General features: G+C 55.5%; 19 protein-coding genes and 1 pseudogene. 2 read left to right on the top strand and 18 right to left on the bottom strand.

What is annotated here, in order from left to right; all coding sequences use genetic code 11:
• The 5 genes and pseudogenes from VNZ65_RS02600 to VNZ65_RS02580 all read right to left on the bottom strand — a co-directional run.
• Nucleotides 1-611 (bottom strand): annotated as a pseudogene (locus VNZ65_RS02600) (acetyl-CoA C-acetyltransferase); the annotation flags it as partial.
• Between the two features lie 109 nt (nt 612-720).
• The gene (gene aceK / locus VNZ65_RS02595; protein ID WP_325665782.1) at nt 721-2,532 is read right to left on the bottom strand and encodes a bifunctional isocitrate dehydrogenase kinase/phosphatase; all 1,812 of its coding nucleotides are present in this window, start codon (nt 2,530-2,532) and stop codon (nt 721-723) included.
• Nucleotides 2,532-3,473, bottom strand: coding sequence for a pyridoxal-phosphate dependent enzyme (locus VNZ65_RS02590; RefSeq protein ID WP_325665780.1), 942 nt, complete (start codon nt 3,471-3,473; stop codon nt 2,532-2,534). Before VNZ65_RS02590 ends, aceK begins: the two co-directional genes overlap by 1 nt.
• Before the next feature lie 286 nt (nt 3,474-3,759).
• Nucleotides 3,760-4,944 (bottom strand): isovaleryl-CoA dehydrogenase, encoded by a 1,185-nt coding sequence (locus tag VNZ65_RS02585; RefSeq protein ID WP_325665778.1) that lies wholly within the window; start codon nt 4,942-4,944, stop codon nt 3,760-3,762.
• Between the two features lie 66 nt (nt 4,945-5,010).
• Nucleotides 5,011-5,436: a MerR family DNA-binding transcriptional regulator gene (locus tag VNZ65_RS02580; protein WP_325665776.1), complete on the bottom strand. Its 426-nt coding sequence runs from the start codon at nt 5,434-5,436 to the stop codon at nt 5,011-5,013.
• Between the two features lie 143 nt (nt 5,437-5,579).
• On the opposite strand from VNZ65_RS02580, the gene VNZ65_RS02575 reads away from it, so the two are divergent.
• A complete protein-coding gene (locus tag VNZ65_RS02575; RefSeq protein ID WP_325665774.1) occupies nt 5,580-6,647 on the top strand; it encodes an MBL fold metallo-hydrolase in 1,068 nt (355 codons plus the stop codon).
• A gap of 129 nt (nt 6,648-6,776) precedes the next feature.
• Here the strand turns inward: VNZ65_RS02575 and VNZ65_RS02570 are convergent, their stop codons facing one another.
• The 5 genes from VNZ65_RS02570 to argS form a co-directional block, all read right to left on the bottom strand.
• Nucleotides 6,777-7,400, bottom strand: a complete 624-nt coding sequence (locus VNZ65_RS02570; RefSeq protein ID WP_325665772.1) for a LysE family translocator — start codon at nt 7,398-7,400, stop codon at nt 6,777-6,779.
• Nucleotides 7,401-7,427: 27 nt separating this feature from the next.
• The gene (locus VNZ65_RS02565) at nt 7,428-8,213 is read right to left on the bottom strand and encodes an SDR family oxidoreductase (protein ID WP_325665770.1); all 786 of its coding nucleotides are present in this window, start codon (nt 8,211-8,213) and stop codon (nt 7,428-7,430) included.
• A gap of 171 nt (nt 8,214-8,384) precedes the next feature.
• Nucleotides 8,385-9,092 (bottom strand): thiol:disulfide interchange protein DsbA/DsbL, encoded by a 708-nt coding sequence (locus tag VNZ65_RS02560; protein ID WP_325665768.1) that lies wholly within the window; start codon nt 9,090-9,092, stop codon nt 8,385-8,387.
• Between the two features lie 133 nt (nt 9,093-9,225).
• Nucleotides 9,226-9,945: an SPOR domain-containing protein gene (locus tag VNZ65_RS02555; RefSeq protein ID WP_325665766.1), complete on the bottom strand. Its 720-nt coding sequence runs from the start codon at nt 9,943-9,945 to the stop codon at nt 9,226-9,228.
• A 107-nt stretch (nt 9,946-10,052) separates the two neighbouring features.
• Entirely contained in the window at nt 10,053-11,795 is a 1,743-nt protein-coding gene (gene argS, locus VNZ65_RS02550) for an arginine--tRNA ligase (RefSeq protein WP_325665764.1), read from the bottom strand.
• Between the two features lie 310 nt (nt 11,796-12,105).
• Here argS and VNZ65_RS02545 point away from each other — a divergent pair, with 310 nt between their 5' ends.
• Entirely contained in the window at nt 12,106-12,702 is a 597-nt protein-coding gene (locus VNZ65_RS02545; RefSeq protein ID WP_061945425.1) for a nitroreductase family protein, read from the top strand.
• Nucleotides 12,703-12,824: 122 nt separating this feature from the next.
• Here the strand turns inward: VNZ65_RS02545 and VNZ65_RS02540 are convergent, their stop codons facing one another.
• The 8 genes from VNZ65_RS02540 to VNZ65_RS02505 all read right to left on the bottom strand — a co-directional run.
• Nucleotides 12,825-13,658: a hypothetical protein gene (locus VNZ65_RS02540; protein WP_325665761.1), complete on the bottom strand. Its 834-nt coding sequence runs from the start codon at nt 13,656-13,658 to the stop codon at nt 12,825-12,827.
• A 72-nt stretch (nt 13,659-13,730) separates the two neighbouring features.
• Nucleotides 13,731-14,384 carry a M949_RS01915 family surface polysaccharide biosynthesis protein gene (locus VNZ65_RS02535; protein WP_325665759.1) on the bottom strand — a complete coding sequence of 218 codons (654 nt, stop codon included), beginning with the start codon at nt 14,382-14,384 and terminating at the stop codon, nt 13,731-13,733.
• Between the two features lie 123 nt (nt 14,385-14,507).
• On the bottom strand, nt 14,508-15,347 hold the full coding sequence (locus VNZ65_RS02530) for a hypothetical protein (RefSeq protein WP_325665757.1): 840 nt from the start codon (nt 15,345-15,347) through the stop codon (nt 14,508-14,510).
• Nucleotides 15,348-15,455: 108 nt separating this feature from the next.
• Entirely contained in the window at nt 15,456-16,025 is a 570-nt protein-coding gene (locus VNZ65_RS02525; RefSeq protein WP_325665755.1) for a hypothetical protein, read from the bottom strand.
• Complete coding sequence (locus VNZ65_RS02520) at nt 16,025-16,675, bottom strand: hypothetical protein (RefSeq protein WP_325665753.1); 651 nt, start codon at nt 16,673-16,675, stop codon at nt 16,025-16,027. Before VNZ65_RS02520 ends, VNZ65_RS02525 begins: the two co-directional genes overlap by 1 nt.
• The gene (locus VNZ65_RS02515) at nt 16,650-17,639 is read right to left on the bottom strand and encodes a hypothetical protein (RefSeq protein WP_325665751.1); all 990 of its coding nucleotides are present in this window, start codon (nt 17,637-17,639) and stop codon (nt 16,650-16,652) included. The genes VNZ65_RS02520 and VNZ65_RS02515 overlap by 26 nt, the downstream gene beginning before the upstream one ends.
• Before the next feature lie 97 nt (nt 17,640-17,736).
• Nucleotides 17,737-18,246, bottom strand: a complete 510-nt coding sequence (locus VNZ65_RS02510) for a hypothetical protein (RefSeq protein WP_325665749.1) — start codon at nt 18,244-18,246, stop codon at nt 17,737-17,739.
• Nucleotides 18,247-18,767: 521 nt separating this feature from the next.
• On the bottom strand, nt 18,768-19,890 hold a 1,123-nt coding region (locus tag VNZ65_RS02505), incomplete at its 5' end, for a DUF2345 domain-containing protein (protein ID WP_325665747.1).

Here is a 19,890-nt window from a genome sequence, read left to right as displayed (position 1 = left end):
CATTTGAAGGAACCGTCGGCGGTAGCTGCCTGGGCGCGCTGTACCGACGCGATGGCAAAGGCGTCCTGGTCCGCGCGGCTGAAATGGTATTTGGCGGCGCATTCTTCGCCGAAAGTCCCCATCGAACGGCCGCCGCCGTTTTCGCCCTTGGAATAAGCATCTTCCAGGCCGTCCAGCATCATGTGGTCGAAAATCATGCCATGGCCGATACGATAGCCGCCGCGCGCTTTCGGAATCAGGTAAGGGGCATTGGTCATGGATTCCATGCCGCCGGCAACTACCACTTCGTTAGTCCCTGCCAGCAGAGAGTCGAAACCGAACATGGTGGCTTGCATGGCCGAACCGCATACCTTGGAGATGGTGGCGGCGTTGGTGCCGACCGGCAGGCCGGCCTTGATGGTTGCCTGGCGCGCCGGCGCCTGGCCCTGGCCCGCTTGCAGCACATTGCCGAACAACACGGCGTCCACTTGTTCCGGCTTCAGGCCAGCGCGCTCCACTGCGGCCTTGATTGCCACGGCGCCCAGATCAGTGGCGGTCAACGCCGCAAAGTCACCCTGAAACGCACCCATTGGAGTACGTGCTGCACCGACGATAACGATTGGGTCATTCATGTTGCTTCTCCAGATTACGACAACTTGTCAGCCGCTGCGGCTACCACTTCAATCCGCGTTGTCCGCTTACGGCCTTGCTGCCTGGTTGGTTAAAAATAATACGAATAAACTATGGTGTCTCCGTTGCTGCCTGTGCCGTCTGGCTCCCGGCCGAAGCCGAATAGCTGAAACGGCATTCCTGCGGATAGGGAAAGACATCGTCGAAATGCCCTTCCTGTATGTGCTGCTTGCGTTGTTGCCAATATTGCTGGGTTAGCAAATCGGCATGATGCTTGATAAAATACTTCTTCACGTTCGGATTTCCGAGAAGAAATACCCCGAACTGCTCTGGAAAAACATCGTTTTTGGCGATGGAATACCAGGGTTCGGCCGACATTTCATCCTCTTCATTGCGCGGCTGCGGAATCACCCGGAAATTGCAGTCGGTAATGTATTCAATCTCATCATAGTCGTAAAACACGACACGGTTGTGACGCGTCACGCCAAAATTTTTGTACAACATGTCACCCGGAAAGATATTCGCGGCAACCAGTTCCTTGATGGCGTTGCCGTATTCGGTAATGCCATGTTCGAGCGCTGCCTGGTCGTCGTTTTGCTCGGCGTTGCTGAGGTAGATATTCAGCGGCACCATGCGCCGTTCGATGTACAGGTGCTTGATGATGATCTCGTCGCCGTCTTCTTCCACCACCGAGGGCGCCACCTGCTTCAGCTCGGCCAGCAGTTCGTCAGCGAAACGGGCGCGCGGGAAGGCTACGCTGGAGTATTCCAGGGTATCGGCCATGCGGCCGACACGGTCGTGGTACTTGACCAGCAGGTATTTTTCCTTGACCAGGGCATTGGTGGTTTCCTTCGGCGCCGGGAAGAAATCCTTGATGACCTTGAACACGTAGGGAAACGAAGGCAAGGCGAACACCACCATGACCAGCCCGCGGATGCCGGGAGCGATTTCGAAGTTGTCCGAGGAATGCCGCAGATGACGCAGGAAATCGCGGTAAAACAGCGCTTTTCCCAGCTTTTGCAAACCCAGGATGGTGTAGATCTCGCTGCGCGGCTTGTTCGGCAGCAAGCTGCGCAGGAACTGCACATAGGCCGACGGCACTTCCATGTCGACCATGAAATAGGCGCGCGTGAAAGAGAACAGGATAGTCAGGATCTTGTTGTCGAACAGCACCGCATCCAGCACCAGCTTGCCGTCGCGGTCGTGCAGGATGGGCACGACGAAAGGATATTCGCGCGGACCGTTGATCATCTTGCCGACCACGTAAGCGCCCTTGTTGCGGTAGAACGCGTTCGACAAGACCTGGATCTGGTGATTCGGCTCCAGCGGCGTGTCGCCGAAAGCCTTGCGGATGCGCTCTTCGGCCAATGTCACATCGCGCTCGAGGTCGGCGAACGGCCGCTGCAGCTGCAAATTGGTGATCAGACGCTTGAGCGTGTAGTGCAGGCCGTCCTTGGCCGGGTAATACACGCGGTAGGTCGGCAGCGCTTCGTCGGTGTCGATGTATTCGGTCGACACCGCCGGCCGCACGAAGATGAAATCGTTGTGGAAATACGTGCGGTGCAGGATGTTGCAGCAGACTGAATTGAAGAAGGTTTCCGCCAGTTCCGGCTGCTTGTGATAAGTCAGCATGCCGATGTAGTGCAGCTTGACTTCGCGCCAGACTTCATCGCTCAGGTCGCCTTGGTCGTATTCGTCTTCCAGCGCCTGCACGCATTCGCGCACCCGCGCATCGTAGAAGCCGATGCGCTCGCGCGCGGCCAGCTGGGCGGTTTTCCAGTCGGCCTCTTCGAAATGCCGCTTGGCCAGCACGCTGGCCTCGCGGAACAAGCGGTAATGCTTGTCGAAACCGTCCAAAATCATGCGCGCAGTATCGAAAGCGATCTGCGACGACAGTAATTTCGGAAAGTTTCCAGGCGTGATCACAGCGAGAACCGTTCCTTCCAGCTTGCCAGCATGGCCAAGCTGACGCCGATGCCGCCGCACACCACGATCAGCGGCCGCTGGTAAGGCGCCAGCGCCGGCAGGTTCTCATAGCCCACCGCCAGCGCCGCGCCGCAGGCCGGTTCCACCAGGGTACGCATCTGGTCGGCAAACAGCAGCGCCGCCGAAACTGCCTGGGCGTCGCTGACCACTACGCTGTGGACTTCATGGCGCCGGGTCCAGGAGAAGCATTCTTCCGCCACGCGCTTGGCAGCCAGGGTGGAGGCAATCGAGGTAATCGCCGGCAGGCTCACCAGTTCACCCGCGCGCACCGCGGCGTTAAGCGAGGCGGCGCCGTCGGTTTCCACCGCAATCAGCGGGATGTGCGCCAGGCCGTTGCGATGCAGGCCGCTCAGCACGCCGCTCATCAGGCCGCCGCCGCCAACCGAACAGATGACGACGTCGAAGTCGACGCCCTGCTCGCGCGCCTGCTGCACCGCTTCGTCGATCATGGTGGCGTTGCCGTCCCAGATATCGGGATGATCGAAAGGCGGAATATAGACGCTGCCGGGCTGCTCGCACAGTTGCAGCGCCAGCTGGTTGGCTTCGTCCCAGACCGCGCCGTGCACGATGACCTCGGCGCCGATGTCGCGTATGCGCTGGCAGACGGTGGCGGCGGTGCTTTCAGGGACGACGATGGTGGTCTTGGTGCCGAGTGCGGCGCCGGCGAAGGCAGCGGCAAAGCCGGCGTTGCCGCCGGACGGGCACACCAGGTGGCTGGCGCCGGCGGCTACCGCGCGCTGGCAAAGCAGGCCGATGCCGCGCAGCTTGAAGGAACCGGCCGGCTGGGTGTTTTCCATCTTCAGCAGCACTTGCTTGCCGAGTGCGACAGACAGTTGCGGATGCCGCAGTAATGCGGTGTGAATATGCAGTGAAGTCATGTTCTTGACGCTGTTGCCTTTTTTTCAATTGTGCCATCAAACAGGGGGAGTTGCATAACGTATTTACTTACGAGCAAATCGAATATCCCTGCACCGTCTAGGCGACCCCGACTACGCGTCCCGGCCTCCTCGGCCCCGCCTCGCCGGCCGCGTCTAGGCGACCCCGACTGCGCGTCCCGGTCATTCCCGCGAACGCGGGAATCCATTTTAAATCCGTAACCTGGATCCCCGCGTTCGCGGGGATGACGGTGTCATTAAAGTGCACTGAAACTCGATCCCATGCCGCTTACATAGTTTCCGCAAACAATTCCCGGCCAATCAGCATGCGCCGGATTTCGCTGGTGCCGGCGCCGATTTCGTACAGCTTGGCGTCGCGCCACAGGCGTCCCACCGGATATTCATTGATATAACCGTTGCCGCCCAGCGCCTGGATCGCTTCGCCCGCCATCCAGGTGGCTTTTTCCGCCGAATACAGGATCGCGCCAGCAGCATCCTTGCGCAAGGCGCGGGCCGCGGCCGGGTTCTTGGCGCGGTCGCAGGCCTGGCCCACTGCGTATACATAGGCCTTGCAAGCCATCATGGTCGAATACATATCGGCCAGCTTACCCTGCATCAGCTGGAATTCGCCGATGGACTGGCCGAACTGTTTACGGTCATGCACGTAAGGGACCACCACATCCATGCAGGCTTGCATGATGCCTAGCGGGCCGCCGGACAAAACGGTGCGCTCGTAATCCAGGCCGGACATCAGGACGTTGACGCCCTTGCCGAGGCCGCCCAGCATGTTTTCGGCCGGCACTTCGCAATCCTGGAATACCAGTTCGCCAGTGTGCGAACCGCGCATGCCGAGCTTGTCCAGTTTTTGCGCCACGCTGAAGCCCTTGAAACTCTTTTCGATCAGGAAAGCGGTCATGCCGCGGGCGCCGGCTTCCAGGTCGGTCTTGGCGTACACCACCAGGACGTCAGCGTCAGGACCGTTGGTGATCCACATCTTGCTGCCGTTCAGGATATAGCGGTCGCCCTTGAGTTCGGCGCGCAGCTTCATGCTGACGACGTCGGAACCGGCGTTCGGCTCGGACATGGCGAGGGCGCCGACATGGTCGCCGGAAATCAGTTTCGGCAGGTATTTGGCTTTTTGCTCAGGGCTGCCGTTGCGCTTGATCTGGTTCACGCACAGGTTCGAGTGGGCACCGTAGGACAGGCCGACCGAGGCTGAAGCGCGCGAAATTTCTTCCATCGCGATGATGTGAGCCAGGTAGCCCATGCCGCTGCCGCCGTATTCTTCTTCCGCGGTGATGCCGAGCAAGCCGAGATCGCCCATTTTCTTCCACAGGTCCATCGGAAACTGGTCGTTGCGGTCGATTTCGGCGGCGCGCGGCGCGATTTCCGCCGCGGCGAATTCCTGGATGGCGCTGCGTAAAGCGTCAATGTCTTCGCCGTGATCGAACGTCAAGCCTGGTAAATGGATCATGTTGTCTCCTTCGTTATTCTTGCGAGTTGTGTAATCGGAAATGGGTGAGTATGGCGAGATGACGGTTTAGTCTTTGTGACCGGCCGCCGCCAGCGCCGGATGATCGCTCAGTTGGCCGCTGTTCAACAGGCGCCGGCATTCATCTTCGTGGGCGGTGATTTCTTCCAGCGTGACTTCGATGTCTTCGCGCTGCTGTTCCAGGTGTTCGCGGTGACGGGCCAGCACCTGCAGGAACAGCTCCAGCTGCGGCGCCGAATCCTTGGGCGAATCGTACATGTCGACCAGGCTCTTGATTTCCGACAGCGTCAGGCCCAGGCGCTTGCCGCGCAAGGTCAGCTTCAGGCGGGTGCGCTCGCGCGGCGCATACACCCGGTTGCGGCCGCCGGCGCCATCCCGCTTCGGGCTCAGCAAACCCTGATCCTCGTAGAAACGGATCGCCCGCGGGGTAATGTCGAATTCGCGGGCCAGTTCGGTGATGGTGTAAGTGGGCATGGTCAGATAGTCATCAGGGAACAAAAATTACTGGTTTAGGTACAATGGCAGTTAACGTTAACGTAAAGCACATTGTAGGCGCGCTGACGGAAAATGAAAACACCGAAAAACTACTGGCGTTGCCAGAAAAGAAAGAAAACCCCATGAACGCACTCGAAGCCCAGCTCAGCTATGCCTTCGGCGACACGCTGCCTGCCAGCGGCGCCAGCCTGGAAGTCGCACCCGGCGTGCGCTGGCTGCGCATGGGCTTGCCGTTCGCGCTGGACCACATCAATCTGTGGCTGCTAGAAGACAGCGTCGAGACCGAAGACGGCATCCGCCATGGCTGGACCATCATCGATTGCGGGATTGCCAACGACGCCACACGCGCTGCCTGGGAAGAGATTTTCATCAAGGAATTGCGCGGCCTGCCGGTGCTGCGGGTACTGGTGACCCATTGCCATCCTGACCACGTCGGCCTGGCCGACTGGCTGTGCACGCGCTGGCAAGCGCCTTTATGGATGAGCGGCGGCGAATATTTTTCGGCGCGCATCATGTCTGCTGCCCTGCCCGGCGCCGACGGCAGCGCCGCGTTGCCGCATTTCCAGCAGCACGGCATGCGCGATCCCGAAGTTATCGCCAAGGTGTCCCAGCGCAAGTCATATTACCCATCCATGGTGCCGTCAGTGCCGCAGGCCTATCATCGCCTCGCCGATGGTCAAAGCGTGCACATCGGCCAGCACCAATGGCGGGTGATCACCGGTTTCGGCCATGCGCCGGAGCATGTGGCATTGTACTGCGACGATCTGAAGTTGCTGATTTCCGGCGACATGGTGCTGCCGCGCATTTCCACCAATGTGTCGGTATTTGCCATCGAACCGGAATCCAATCCGGTTCAGCAATACATGGATTCGCTGGAAAAATACCGCAGCCTGCCTGTCGAAACGCTGGTGCTGCCGTCTCACGGCAAGCCGTTTCGCGGCCTGCAGATTCGCATCGACCAGCTGCAACAGCACCATAAGGAAAGGCTGGCAGAGGTAGTGAGTGCTTGCATGACTATGCCGCAATCTGCCAGCGACATCGTCCCTATCATGTTCCGCCGTCCGCTCGACGCCCATCAGATGACCTTCGCGCTGGGCGAAGCCCTGGCGCATCTGCACAAGCTATGGTTCGACGGTGTGCTGAAACGGCGGCTGGATGCGGACCAGGTTTACCGCTTCAGCGCGGCCTGACAGGAGCAACGCCTGGAGGCGTAGCGTGGGTGCAGCGTGCCCACGCGGAAACTCCCCTATCTACATGCCGGTTTCTGTGCGGTCTGTACTCCGGTTATCGCGGTCACGCGTGGGCACGCTGTGCCCACCCTACTGCTGTATAGCGGCTACGATCATCGCCACCGCCAGCATCAGGCTGCCGGCGACGCGGTCGGTGATCCGGGCAAAGCTCGGACGGGTGGCGATGTTCTGCATCCGTCCCGCCAGCACGGCGTAGCCGAGCAGGATAAAGAATTCCGGAATCATCGAACCGGCTGCCAGCCAGATCATTTGCAGCGGCACATTCGCGGCCGGGTTCAGGAATTGCGGGAGGATGGCGATGAAGAAAATCAGCGCCTTGGGATTGGCCAGCTGCAGAGTCAGGCCGCTGAGCCAGATTTTCCAGCCGGACGAATTCCTGCCGTCCAGCCTGGAAGCCGTGATCGGCGACGGCCGGCCGAAGATGGCCGACAAGCCGAGAAAGGCCAGGTAAGCCACGCCCAGCCATTTCACCACGGTGAACAAGGCGTGCGAAGCGACAATCAAGGCGCCCAGGCCGGTCGCCGAAATGGTGAAATAGATGGCGTTGGCGGTGAGTATTCCCAGCGTCGCAAAGATCGATTTTTTCCAGCCGGTGGTAATCCCATAGGCCACCACCAGCATCACCGCCGGCCCGGGCGAGGCCGACAACGCCAGCTCGGTCAGCACGAATAAGAAGAAACTATGAAAGTCCATGGATCAGTCCGTAAATCAGTTCGCGAATTAGTCGCTGCCCTTGCGCGCCTTGTGCGGCGCCTTGGAAAACACCAGGTCGTATAGCCAGTTGGGCAACAGCCGCAACAGCTTGGCCACCACCCCCATCTGCCACGGGATCACCTGATAGCTGCTGCCCCGCGCCACCGCCGCGCCGGTCCTGGCGGCAAAGCGCTCGGCCGGCATCAGGAACGGCATCGGGTAATCGTTGACCTGGGTCATCGGCGTATCGATATAGCCGGGAACGATGGTGACCACCTTGATGCCGCTGGCGCGCAACTCCACCCGCAGCGACTCGCAATAACTGATCACCGCCGCCTTCGAGCCGCTATAGGCGCCGGCGCCCGGCAAGCCGCGGATGCCCGCGACGCTGCCGACCCCGACCAGGCGCAAATCGCGCTGGCCTTCCCGCGCCTGGCGCTTCATGCTGGCGATGAAGGGCGTAAACGTCGCCACCGTGGCCAGCACATTGGTGGCGAACACTTGCCCGAACACTTCCTGGTCTTCCGCATGCTCGGTCAGCGTCCCCTGCGAAATGCCGGCGCTGGCGATCACTACGTCGACCCCATTGCCGGCAGCGATAAAGTCCGCCGCCGCCGCGCTCAAGGCTGCGTGATCGTTGACATCCAGCGCGTACAGACGATGCCGCTCCGGGTGCGGCAGGCTGGCCAGCAGCTTTTCCAGCACCGGCTGGCGCCGCGCCACCAGCCCCAGCGCAGCGCCCTGCTGCGCATAGTATTGCGCCAAGGCGGCGCCGATGCCGCTGGATGCGCCGGTAATGAATACACGTTTCATGAAAACGACCAATCTAGGAGTCAGTGCCCTAAGTCAGAAATTCGTTGAAGAAAAGCGATGAACCTCTGACTCAGGACGCTAGGAAAATCTCGATAAAAAAGCCCGCCCTCTTGCGAGAGGCGGACTTTTCAACAACTGCTGCCGACCGGCCACACCAGGGCCGGCCGTTGCTTACTTCTTGGTAGCAGCGACCTTGGCCACCAGGCTGTCCATCACTTGTAAAGTAGTCTTGAACAAGGCTGCTTCGGTGTCGCCAGCGCCAGGCACTGCACCAACGATCGATGGCGAAGTGACGTAGCGGCCATCAACCACCAGCATCGGCACGCCGTCGACCTTGTAGGCGTTCTGCAGCTGGGTCGCGCGGGTCACCTTGGTCTGCACCGCGAAGGAATTGTAAATGCTCGTGAACTTGGCTTTGTCGAGACCGTTCTTGGCGGCAAAATCGGCGACGGCGTCGTCGTTGTTCAGGTTCTGGCGCTGCACGTGGATAGCATTGAAGACTTTCTTGTGCATCTCAGGCAGCTTGCCCATCGCTTCCAGCGTGTAGTACAGCTTTTTCTGCGCGATATAAGGCGATTTGGCGGCACTCGGATCGCCGAAGTCGACCGGCACGCGCTTGAAGGAAATCTTGTCGCCCTGCTTGGCGACCCAGTCTTCCAGCGTCGGCTCGAGCGCATTGCAATGCGGGCAGAAGTAACCGAAGAATTCCGTCACTTCGACTTTCTTGCCAAGACCGCTGTCGGTCGGCTGCGGATTGTCGAGAACTTTGTAGTCGGTGCCGGCCACCGGATTGGCCGGCGATGCGCCGGCGCTGACCGCAACCAGGCCGAGACTCAGGCTAAGACCAGCGACTGCCAGGGCTTTTTGGAAAAAACGCATGAAATATCCTTATAGTTTTAGTAATTGCGGGACAGAGTTTAAGAGCCACCGAAGCGTGGCGAATTACTCTGTCCCCAACTGATTAAACAAACGCCTAAATTGCAAAGAAAACCGTTTACATCGGAGAGGCCTATTATTTCGCAGCCCGCACCACAGCCGCGTTAACGCCGTTATCTGACAACTTTCCACGAATCCGGTTCATTGTTTCCAGCTGATTAAATGGTCCGACGCGCACCCGGTACAAGGAACCGGTATCAGCCTGGCGCTCGCTGATCTTGGCCTCGAAGCCCATCAGCGCCAGCCGGGCCTTGGCGCTTTCAGCCTCATTCTGTTCACGGAACGCGCCGACCTGCAGGAAATAGATCCAGTTGTCGTCAGCGGCAGCAGCCTTGGTCTTGGCTTCGGCGATGTCGCCGGCAACCTTCTTGGTCTTGTCGGCAGTCGACTTGTCGACCACCGGCGCCGGCTTGTTGTCTTGGGACTTGGCGACCAGGGCATCGAGCTTCTTCTCGGCGGCCTGGCTGACCGCCGACGGCGTACCGTCGGCAGGCGGCACTGCCGGGGTAGCCTGCGGCGTGAAGGCCTTGGCGGCTTCCTTGGCGGCATTCTGGTTGCCGTACAGCGCCTTGTTCGGATCCGGCAGCTGGTCGCCGCCGGCGGCAGGCGCCGCTGGGGCAGCCGGCGCCGTGATGGCTTCCGGCGGTTTGTCCGCCTTGGCTGTCTTGTTGGTGAATGGCGTCGGCGTCTTGGTGATCATGATCGCCACCACAACGGCAATCGCCAGACCGATGATCAGGCCGAAAATCAGGCCCAGTAAAGTACCGCCAGCTTGCTTGTTGATAAATTTGCTCATACTTCCCCAATGACATACTGGTTACAGAACGTCCCTGCCCGTCTGTGCCGCCGGCGCCAACGCCGACCGGCACAGTATCAGACCGAGTCGCCTATTGTAGATTCAAATCACATGCGTGCGGGAGCCGATACGCCGATCAGCGCCAGGCCGTTGCGCAGCACCTGGCGAGTGGCATGCATCAGGGCCAGGCGCGCCAGCTTGAGCGCCTCGTCGTCGACCAGAACCCGCTCCGCATTGTAGTAGCTATGCAGCTCGCCCGCCAAATCGCGCAGATAGAACGCCACCTGGTGCGGCCCCAGTTCTTCCAGCGCATGCTGCAGCATGTCTGGATATTCGGCCAGCTTGGCCAGCAGGCTGGCTTCGCGCGGCGCGGTCAGCGGGCTGAGGTCGATGCTGCTCAGGCTGGCTTCGTCGCCGGTCCATTGCGCCAGCACCGAGCAGATACGGGCGTGGGCATATTGCACGTAATACACCGGGTTTTCGTCGGACTTGGCCAGCGCCAGGTCGACGTCGAACACGAACTCGGTATCGGCCTTGCGCGAGATCAGGAAAAAACGCACGGCGTCGCGGCCGCGGGTCAGGTCCCGTGGCGCATCTGCCGCAGCTTCCGCGCCCTCTTCGCCGGACGACCATTCGATCAGGTCGCGCACGGTGACGTAGGAACCGGCGCGCTTGGAAATCTTCACTTCCTCGCCGTTTTTCATCACGGTCACCATCTTGTGCAGGATGTAATCCGGATAGCCCTGCGGAATGCCCATGTTGACTGCCTGCAGGCCGGCGCGCACCCGTGCGATGGTGCCATGATGGTCGCTGCCCTGAATATTGATGACCTTGCCGAAGCCGCGCTGCCATTTGACGATGTGATAGGCGACGTCCGGCACGAAGTAGGTGTATGTGCCGTCGGTCTTGCGCATGACGCGGTCCTTGTCGTCGCCGTAGTCGGTGGTGCGCAGCCAGAGGGCGCCGTCCAGCTCGTAGGTGACGCCGGCGGCGATCAGCGCCGCGACAGCGGCCTCGACCTTGCCATCCTTGTACAGCGAGGTTTCCAGGTAGTAGTTGTCGAACTTGACGCCGAAAGCTTGCAAGTCCAGGTCTTGCTCGCGGCGCAGGTAGGCCACCGCAAACTTGCGGATCGATTCGATATCGTTGACGTCGCCGCTGGCGCTCGCCGGTTCGCCGTCGCTGGCAGCCACTGTCTTGCGCGCCAGGAAATCCTGGGCGATGTCGGCGATGTAGTCGCCGTTGTAGGCGCTTTCCGGCCAGCCGGCATCGCCCGGCTTCAAACCGTTGGCGCGCGCCTGGACCGAGGTCGCCAGGGTGGCGATCTGGACGCCGGCATCGTTATAGTAGAACTCACGGGTGACGTCGAAACCCTGCACTTCGAACAAGGCCGACAGAGCGTCGCCCAGCGCGCCCTGGCGGCCATGGCCGACGTGCAGCGGGCCAGTCGGATTGGCCGAGACGAACTCGACCAGTACTTTCTTGCCGGCGCCGAGTTGGCTCTTGCCGAATTCCGCACCCTGCTGCAAGACAGTCTGCACCACCTGCTGCTTCGCCGCTGCGGTCAGGCGCAGGTTGATAAAACCGGGACCGGCGATTTCGGCGGCTTCGATCAAGCCCTTGCCAGCGGCGCCGGCCATGACTGCAGCGACCAGCGCCTGGGCCAGCTCACGCGGATTCTTTTTCAGGGGCTTGGCCAGCTGCATGGCGATATTGCAGGCGACATCGCCATGCGAAGGATCGCGCGGACGCTCCAGCGTCACGGTCGGGGTCAGCTCGGTGCCGGCGATGACGGGCTGCAAGGCAGCGTTGAAAAGGTCGATGATCTGTTGTTTTTGTGGTGCGAGCATAGGATTGACAGTCAGTAGAACAAGAATGCGGCGCAAAAACACGGGGCGCCGCACGGGATTATGCGAAAGCCTGGCGGAATCAATGTCGTTTTTGCAATTCACGGCCAGCCTTGGTTATTTCCGATTATACCGGCTTGGCGCAGCAATCTTCACCCTGCTTGCCGGGCTTGCCTAAGGCATGTCGCAAATTCGAGCATGCTCCTGCAAGCATCAAAAACTGCTGCTAAGATGCGACGTCCTGGCCGGGCCAGCTCCGGCCACCATGAATTTTATCCTTGTATCTATTATTCAATTTACAACAGGAAACACTATGACCCAGTCCACGCCACGCGTCGCCGATCACCCGGCCCACCCGCAATTCCTCAGCCGCTGGTCGCCACGCGCCTACACCAACGACGAGATGTCCGAGCAAGAATTGCTGACCATCCTGGAAGCCGCGCGCTGGGCGCCATCATCCTACAATTCGCAACCATGGCGCTTCGTCTTCGCCCGCCGCGGCACACCGCACTGGGATCGCCTGGTGGGCCTGCTCAACGAATTCAACCGCAGCTGGGCCGCCAACGCCTCGGCACTGGTGATCGTGTTGTCGAAAACCACTTTCACGCCGCCGGGCAGCAGCGATGAAATCGCCATGCCAACCCATTCTTTCGATGCCGGCGCAGCCTGGGCCTACCTGGCGCTGCAAGCCAGCCTGTCCGGCTGGCATGCCCACGGCATGGCCGGTTTCGACAAGGAAAAGACGCGCATTGAGCTGGGTGTCCCCGCCGAATTCGCCATCGAAGCAGCGGTAGCCATCGGCAAGATCGGCGACAAAGCCATGCTGCCGGAAGGCCTGCGTTCCAAGGAAGAGCCTAGCCCGCGTTCGCCGTTGCAAGCGCTGGTGTCGGAAGGCACATTCAAGGCTTGATAGTTTTAAATCTTAGATGACGGGCTCTTGCGTTTGAGCCCTTAAAAAATGCGGATGAACGGTTTGTGCCGTTCATCCGCATTTTTTATTTGCGCCGCGCTGATCACCGCCAGGAAATTACCTTACTTGCAGGTCGGATTGGCAGTTGTGCAGCCGATGAACTTACCGTCATTGTCCATCTTGAAATGGCCGACATTCTTTATCTTGCTCTTGATGCTGCCATTTCTCTCATACGTCGTGATCAGATAATCCTTGCTGATATCGAAAGTCAGGATGGTGTCGCCATCCATTTTCCCGACCGTCTGCTTTGCGACCAGCTTGTCATTCTTGAAGGCATAGAGAATATAGATATTGACATCCGTCTCTGCGCGGCCGGCAAGCACGACCTTCAGATCCGCGACCGGCGGCAGGAACAGCACGGTATCCATGCTGGAATCAATCTGGCTGCTTAACTCGCTTCCCAATGCACTGACCGGGTAAGCATGAAAACGATCGGCGCATTCGTTCGCCTTCGCCGCACCCGTGGCGCACTGGAAGTAGCGGTCAAATGCAAACGGCAGCCTGGTGCCGGCAATCGCCGGGTTGGCGGCCTTGTTTGCAGGTTTCAGGCATTTATCGGAAAAGCTTTTGTACCTGCCGGCGTCAAGATTCAGCTTATCCGGATGCTCGTCGTCCCGGGTGATATCGTAGGCGCTGTTCTTGTTTGTATCCAGAACAACCCATCCAATAGATACCTGCTTGTTCGGATTATCGGCGGCGACGAACAGCCTGACCTTGTAGACACCGCTGTCGTTTTCGGCAAGCTCCGCGGAGATGTCTTTTTTGGGCATCGCCGTTTTTATATTCGGGACGATCAGATTCTTCAGATCGGACTGACAACTTGAAACGCCAGATTGCTCAGCAGCGAAGCTCGTCGCAGAGAACAAAGAAATTAAAACAAAAAATATTCTGCGCATAGATCCCCATGTCCATCGCCAACTGCAACCATTTGATGCTGTATTTTTTTTTGATTGATCTTCGCACCGACCTCAATGGCGTTCTATATAGACCTTGTTCCATACCATGTCGAGATGCTTCTTAAAAATCAAATTGTCGGGAAGCAGCAGCGCTTTATCATAGGTCTTGTCGCCGCCATAAGGTTCTTGACCTTGAACGACGATTTGAGACTCGCCTCTGATCGCGAATTTTTCCTTACCGTTCCGCATAATGACTTTGACGATGCTTGAATCGATACCCCCACCGCAAAACATTTTGTACGGTACGGTAATTTCTGCGATTCCGTCATCGTTCAGGTCAGTAACCGTCACATTCTTCTCAAAAAAAGATGCGCTGAGATCCAGTCCTGGACAATCAACGAAATCCGTAATGGACCATTCTTCAATCCAGCCGGTATTTTCTTTTATATAGAAAGTCGCCCGTAAATCAATTCGCTCATTTCTGGCAAGATCTTTTTCGGTCTTCGATGGTCCAGATTTTTTAGTCAAAATCAAAACATGCTGACCGTTCTTGTCAGTTGCAGCAAGCGCTGAAATCAATTTTCCGTTTAGCTTGATACGCTGTCCTGAAATGAATTTTTCATCAATTTTTGCAGTAGCTATTTCTGAACCAAAAACATCATTACCAAACGCAGAAACAAGAAAAGCAATCGCCGCCAAAATCGATAAAATAATTTGCTTGGACATTTCTGAATTCTTAGATCCCATATCTCATTTTTTTGAAAAAACACCAATGATTTTTGGTGCCTAAAAGAGATTTCCTAAAGAAATTATCCTGAATCTACTGCGTTTGCGCCATCTGGTTAAGTATCAAAGGGAGAATTCCGCCTTCACACGCCCCCCATGTTCTTCGCCCTTAGCTGCGGTTAAATCAGTACATACCAGTTCGGTCTTGCCGGTCTGACGATCTTTTTCGCGCACGTATTTTGTGTGTATGCTGATTTTTCCATCCTGTTTGTTGCTCGGATCTGTTGCGCTCCAATCCAATTGATACCCGTTAGAAATTTTCTTTACCTGGGGAGCTGGCTTCGGGCGCGGAAAGGGAGAGGCTTTCTCGGTCGAACTTCCCTCCCAAACCGAACGCAACGTGGCGGTCTGCATATCGTACAAATAATAGTCCACACCCATATGGTACTTTCCAGGCGCGTACTCACTAATCGAGCAACTCTTTTCAATCATGGCGTACGTAGATGAGGCGTCGAGGATGCGCACACTATATTTGGGACAAGTATTCGCGCCACTTCCCACAGCGTCATCAATTTTGAATACTTGTTTCTGCCCGCTTTTTTCTATGCTGATGTCGCCCTTTTTGGGATCCAGTTTCATTTCCAGGCCGATTGCCAAGATCATCGGCACCGTCAAGCGGTTTGGATCTTTCGAATCCGAATACAGTCGGAATTGATCCCATCGTTGCTGGTCCGTACCCGCTTCAAGCACTTTTTTGTTATACGCGGCGGCTTCTCTTGCGTCGATCACATATTGATCCTCGCCGGTTGGCGTATTTGCGCAAGGATCGCTAGTGCAGCGTGATGAATCTTTAACAGCGGCCACTACCGCGGTTGATGCTTTTATGGTTGATAAATTATTGTCGGCACAGGCATGGCCAACGATCACGGCGCAAGCCATAAATAGGAATAAGAATTTTTTCATGAATCCAAGGATTAACGATAGAGTCCTTTGCTTAGCTACTCAATACATATATGACGCGGCACCGGTATCTGTCGATTACTGTTCAATAGTCACCATCAAAGACTCAATTCATGCTCCGACGACGGTATTCTCAGCCCTAAGCAGATGCCATATCACCTGATTTCCAGCATCATCGGTTTCCGGTACGGGAAGTAGCTCCCCAGTGCGAATAAAAGCTGTCTTGTTAGCCAATCTCTGAGCTCGCCACTGGCCGGTTAGCGGGCATGGCTGTCCAGGCAAGGCAGCAAGGCCTATAAAAAATTTCTTCATTGAACGATACTCCGGCGAAGCCAGAAGATCACGTATATTCAAGTCAACCAAACAATCTCGTAGTGATTCAACTTCATCATCATCAAAGAAATCATTCCGGACAAGGAGAAATTTGGTTCGACCAACCGAAGTCAAGCGAATCGCACCAATTTTTGTATCGTCCCATTCAATTAAGCCGGCTTGTTGAACTGTGCTGACGGCCTCGTTAACCATCTCCGTTTCTATGCCGTCAAAAATCTCGGAAGAAACGATGCCTTTTAACGTAATTGTGTCGTTACCCTCATAATCATTCATTGCAAACGAATACAAAACAGCCCTTACCAAATCGTCTTGAGTACTGTCGTGAACAAACGCCGTAGCCGCATCCATTAACGTTCTTCCTTGTAAGGTCCGTTTTCTGTTCGTACCAATTTTCCATTTTTTAGGAGATACAGCACGGACTGAGGCTGGTCCATACCTTTGCTATAGTCCTTAACTTCATAACCAACTCGTCCATCGCCATGGACAATACGGTAAGAATCCCCACAATCAAGAAATTTCCGATTAATTACTTTTATCTGATTATCAGCAATCGAAATCAAGTACGCCCTGTCTTCACCCATTCCAGCTGCACAACGCATTGACTTGGGGCTGTATTCGTGTGGTCTCGACATAGTCAGAACAAGATAATCGGCTTCCGATGTGGTAACAACAGATTCGTTATCTATCGTTATCTCAAAATGCTCTCTGATTAAGTTGTTCAGTTCAGGTGAGTAAACAAAATCAGAATTTTCTTTGGCAGAAATATCCAGCATGTAAATTTTTTTCGCAACATCGGAACTACAACATGTTTGGTCTTTACTTACGCCTTGTGGATCGACAAAAATATACTTAACGTGATACGCCGAACCTGCAAAAGAACTTCTATAATCATTGAGCATTTTTTCATTTGCAATGGGTGCGGCATGAGCCATGTCAACGCAAAGCCCCATTGCAAGGAACAAGCATAACGACTTAATTACCGAGGACATGATCTGCATAGCAAACTCCTGTATATTTCCATGGATGTTCTGCGGTCTGGCCTTTTTTCATTTTTTTGTACACGTCTTTATCGCGCTCATGTAGTTCATCCTCAGTTTTACCCTTGTTCGCTTCGACGGACATATCCCATCCCATATTTCCTGTTTTTGTATCACAGAGAATATTGTTGTCCCGCTCCCATTTTCCAGGAGCTGGAGTCACATTCCACACATAATAATTTCCCCCGTTCCATCGCGAAATGGTTTCGGTATCCAGCATATCTTGAGTATATGATCCATGCCCATCAAGCATTTTCTTAGCTGCAGCCTTTTTTTGCGCAATCAATACAATCGCGGCATCTACATTCTCTTTCCAGCTCCAGATCTGAGAATATTTGGGTTTAGGCTTTGTTAATTGAGCGGCTCCATACCCACTATCGCCAGCAACGACAGGCTCCCCATCAAGCACAATTAAATGTTTGAATTTTGATTCTTGAGCCAATAATTTTTCTAAAGCTGTTTCATTTTTGGCGATAAGATAAGCTTTGATTTTTTCTGGACTTGGTTGCTGCGCCGAAATCAATACAGTCCGTCTAAATTTCTCCGCTCCAACCTCAACAGTAACTGTCAATCGACCACCAATCACTTTATTAATAGTTTTCGCGTTCCATTTTTTTTCATTTTGCGTAAAATCCCCTTTGTCCGAAAAGGTAGCAAGCTTCTTTCCACGCGCATGCTCCCTTAGTCCGCTAACATGTGCGTCCCAAGACATGGCCCAACTCCACTTATAGGGGCCGGGAGCATCCGTTTTTATTTCAAACTCAATAGTGGGGAAATTTGCCTCATCGTCGATATAAAATTTATCAAGCGTATTCGGCTTAACCCACTCACCGGCGTCGTCAGGTTTGACAACAACTTTGACTAACGATTTGTCAGTCTTGTTGGTTGTGCCTGCGGCCTTGTGACCCTTTTTATGTTTGGGCATGTGAAATTCCTGTAATTGGACTAACTAAATTTGAAAATCTTCACAGCATTGTTCGCACGATTCAATATGTGTTTCCAGCATCGTCGATACTTTTTACTCATTTATTCGGTGAGTCGCATGTAGGTTCCACATCATAACCAAGCGGTAGATATAGATGCGTTTTCAAATCGCCTGCCTTTGTCGAAAATAGATGCACGCCCTCTTGGCTCAAACACGTTTTAACAGACGTGTTTCGATTTTTAATTTCCAATCCGGTGGTGGTTTCGGAAACAGAAGCGCTCGCTCCAATTACCGCGATCCCGACAAAGGGCTTCGCATAGTGCAGCTTCAGTTTGTAAACGTGTACATCGCTTCCATTCAACTCATCGGTAACTTCACTCTGCGGCAATAGCTTCCCATCGAATGACGTTATCTTGCAACATCCAATATCGCCATTTTCTTTTGGGTATTGCACCAGAATTTTTTCATTTTTTTTGACCGTTTGAGTTGTGTACAGATACGTTTCGTCCCCTGTGCTTCTCTGAACGAAACCCTCTCCAAGATCGCTTGCAAACGATGTGCATGAGAGGATGGTAAAAATAATCGGCAAGAATTTTTTAATGTCCATCGGCTGACCAGTGTGGGGGATCGGATACGAGTTTGATAACCCCGTAGGTCGCGCCCACCGGATTCAAATCGCTTAGGTTCGTAATTGATACAGTGGTTCCAGTTGCGTCTACAATGGATTTCCCAGACATGCCTGTTATCGTCATATCGATAGCGGTTTTGTCCGAATGCCGACTGACGAGCGCGGGAGGATAGACGATTCCGTAGCCTGTCTTCATGCTGGTTGCAGCGCTGATCGACTCCGCCGGAGTATCGTGCACCCACTCTATATTTACGCCATCCATTGCCGGCACACTTGCTGGCGCAATGGTCCCGTTGGAAATTGCCGCCGAATAGTGCATCAGATACGCTCTCTCTTTGGGCCTGTAAGTTGCAGATATCCGGACACTGCCTCCAGCAGTTTTGATAGCTGCGATAAAGTTATTTACCTTGGCTCCAAAATCCGCCGTTAGGTCGTCAACGCTCGCACTAGTCGGAAATCTTGCGACCCACTGTGCACCGCTTAATTCCTTTGCTGGAACACTAACAACTGCAGGCGTCTGATCCGCAGTCGGAGTTAGTGCTGCTTGCGCTGTCGCCATAGTACGGAACCTCTATAGTGGCTACTTCTGGTTGATTGGAATGGACTAATTCAGTATGACCTTTGGCATCGGTGGTGCCAAAAAACTCTGCGCCTGACGCAAGTGCAATTTTGTATTTGGTATTGACAAGCGGATTGCCCGTTTTGATGTCATTTACCAGGAAAAAAATATCGTGAGTGGCCGCTTTTTTCTGGGATAACTCAAGAGATAGGGCTGTCGGCTTTTCGGTGAATACTCTTTGGGTAAAACCGTCGGCGTCACTTACGCCTTCCCATATTTTCCCGCAGGCGCTGCGGATGGTATATGCGGTATTCGGGAGTGCGCTATCATGCTCGTCCACCAGCCTGAATTGCTCGTCAAAACCATCGACGACAGGCAAATTCATTGGCGGTACCGGCAGATTCTTTTCCCCCGGTAAGCTGTGCATCGCAGCATGGGCCACATACGCGCCATTCGTTCCATGCTCGATTCCTGTTGCATTGAACTTGGCATAACTACCCCCGCCATTGATCACCACTTCTTCCTTGGCCGTGATCGTAATGCGATTGGCGGTGTGGGTGATGTTGAGCTTGGCCAGCAGGTTGATGTTGGTGGTCAGGGCCTGCATGTCGATGTCGCCAGCCGCAGCAATCATTTTCATTCCGGCTTTATGAACAAACAATCTGAAGGTCTGACGAATGCTCGCAAACAGGCTGTCACCGCTGGCGATGGACAAGCTCTTGGCGGTCGTGATGGCGGTGTTCTGATCACTGGCGATATGGGTGCTGCCGCTGGTGGTAGTCTCAATGCCTGCAGGACTCGCCAGCACGAGGTGAGGTTGTGACAGTTCGGGGAAACTTCCCTCTTCGCTCGTGCCACTTCCCTTGATCGCATCGTTTTGCGCTTTCAGGATTTGTGCCACATCGCTCTGTTGTCCCTGCTTCTCCTGCGCCCCAGCCTGCTGCGCAGCATCCGCCAGGGATTCGTGCTGGTCGCGGGCAGAGGTCAGCCGTTGCACGGTCTCGCCCATGTCCTTGATATGCGAAGCCGCATTGCCGCGTGCCTCGGTCGTGATCAACATGCCC

Source organism: Collimonas sp., assembly GCF_035566555.1.
Classification (GTDB): Bacteria; Pseudomonadota; Gammaproteobacteria; order Burkholderiales; family Burkholderiaceae_D; genus Collimonas.
Note: the sequence above shows the minus strand (reverse complement) of the source record. Positions and strands in the feature narration are given on the sequence as shown.

What these genes read in the sequence shown, in the direction of transcription:
- VNZ65_RS02590 (WP_325665780.1), bottom strand. Translation starts at nt 3,473, where the DNA reads ATGACTTCACTGCATATTCACACCGCATTACTGCGGCATCCGCAACTG.
- VNZ65_RS02585 (WP_325665778.1), bottom strand. Translation starts at nt 4,944, where the DNA reads ATGATCCATTTACCAGGCTTGACGTTCGATCACGGCGAAGACATTGAC.
- VNZ65_RS02580 (WP_325665776.1), bottom strand. Translation starts at nt 5,436, where the DNA reads ATGCCCACTTACACCATCACCGAACTGGCCCGCGAATTCGACATTACC.
- VNZ65_RS02575 (WP_325665774.1), top strand. Translation starts at nt 5,580, where the DNA reads ATGAACGCACTCGAAGCCCAGCTCAGCTATGCCTTCGGCGACACGCTG.
- VNZ65_RS02570 (WP_325665772.1), bottom strand. Translation starts at nt 7,400, where the DNA reads ATGGACTTTCATAGTTTCTTCTTATTCGTGCTGACCGAGCTGGCGTTG.
- VNZ65_RS02565 (WP_325665770.1), bottom strand. Translation starts at nt 8,213, where the DNA reads ATGAAACGTGTATTCATTACCGGCGCATCCAGCGGCATCGGCGCCGCC.
- VNZ65_RS02560 (WP_325665768.1), bottom strand. Translation starts at nt 9,092, where the DNA reads ATGCGTTTTTTCCAAAAAGCCCTGGCAGTCGCTGGTCTTAGCCTGAGT.
- VNZ65_RS02555 (WP_325665766.1), bottom strand. Translation starts at nt 9,945, where the DNA reads ATGAGCAAATTTATCAACAAGCAAGCTGGCGGTACTTTACTGGGCCTG.
- argS (WP_325665764.1), bottom strand. Translation starts at nt 11,795, where the DNA reads ATGCTCGCACCACAAAAACAACAGATCATCGACCTTTTCAACGCTGCC.
- VNZ65_RS02545 (WP_061945425.1), top strand. Translation starts at nt 12,106, where the DNA reads ATGACCCAGTCCACGCCACGCGTCGCCGATCACCCGGCCCACCCGCAA.
- VNZ65_RS02540 (WP_325665761.1), bottom strand. Translation starts at nt 13,658, where the DNA reads ATGCGCAGAATATTTTTTGTTTTAATTTCTTTGTTCTCTGCGACGAGC.
- VNZ65_RS02535 (WP_325665759.1), bottom strand. Translation starts at nt 14,384, where the DNA reads ATGTCCAAGCAAATTATTTTATCGATTTTGGCGGCGATTGCTTTTCTT.
- VNZ65_RS02530 (WP_325665757.1), bottom strand. Translation starts at nt 15,347, where the DNA reads ATGAAAAAATTCTTATTCCTATTTATGGCTTGCGCCGTGATCGTTGGC.
- VNZ65_RS02525 (WP_325665755.1), bottom strand. Translation starts at nt 16,025, where the DNA reads ATGGATGCGGCTACGGCGTTTGTTCACGACAGTACTCAAGACGATTTG.
- VNZ65_RS02520 (WP_325665753.1), bottom strand. Translation starts at nt 16,675, where the DNA reads ATGCAGATCATGTCCTCGGTAATTAAGTCGTTATGCTTGTTCCTTGCA.
- VNZ65_RS02515 (WP_325665751.1), bottom strand. Translation starts at nt 17,639, where the DNA reads ATGCCCAAACATAAAAAGGGTCACAAGGCCGCAGGCACAACCAACAAG.
- VNZ65_RS02510 (WP_325665749.1), bottom strand. Translation starts at nt 18,246, where the DNA reads ATGGACATTAAAAAATTCTTGCCGATTATTTTTACCATCCTCTCATGC.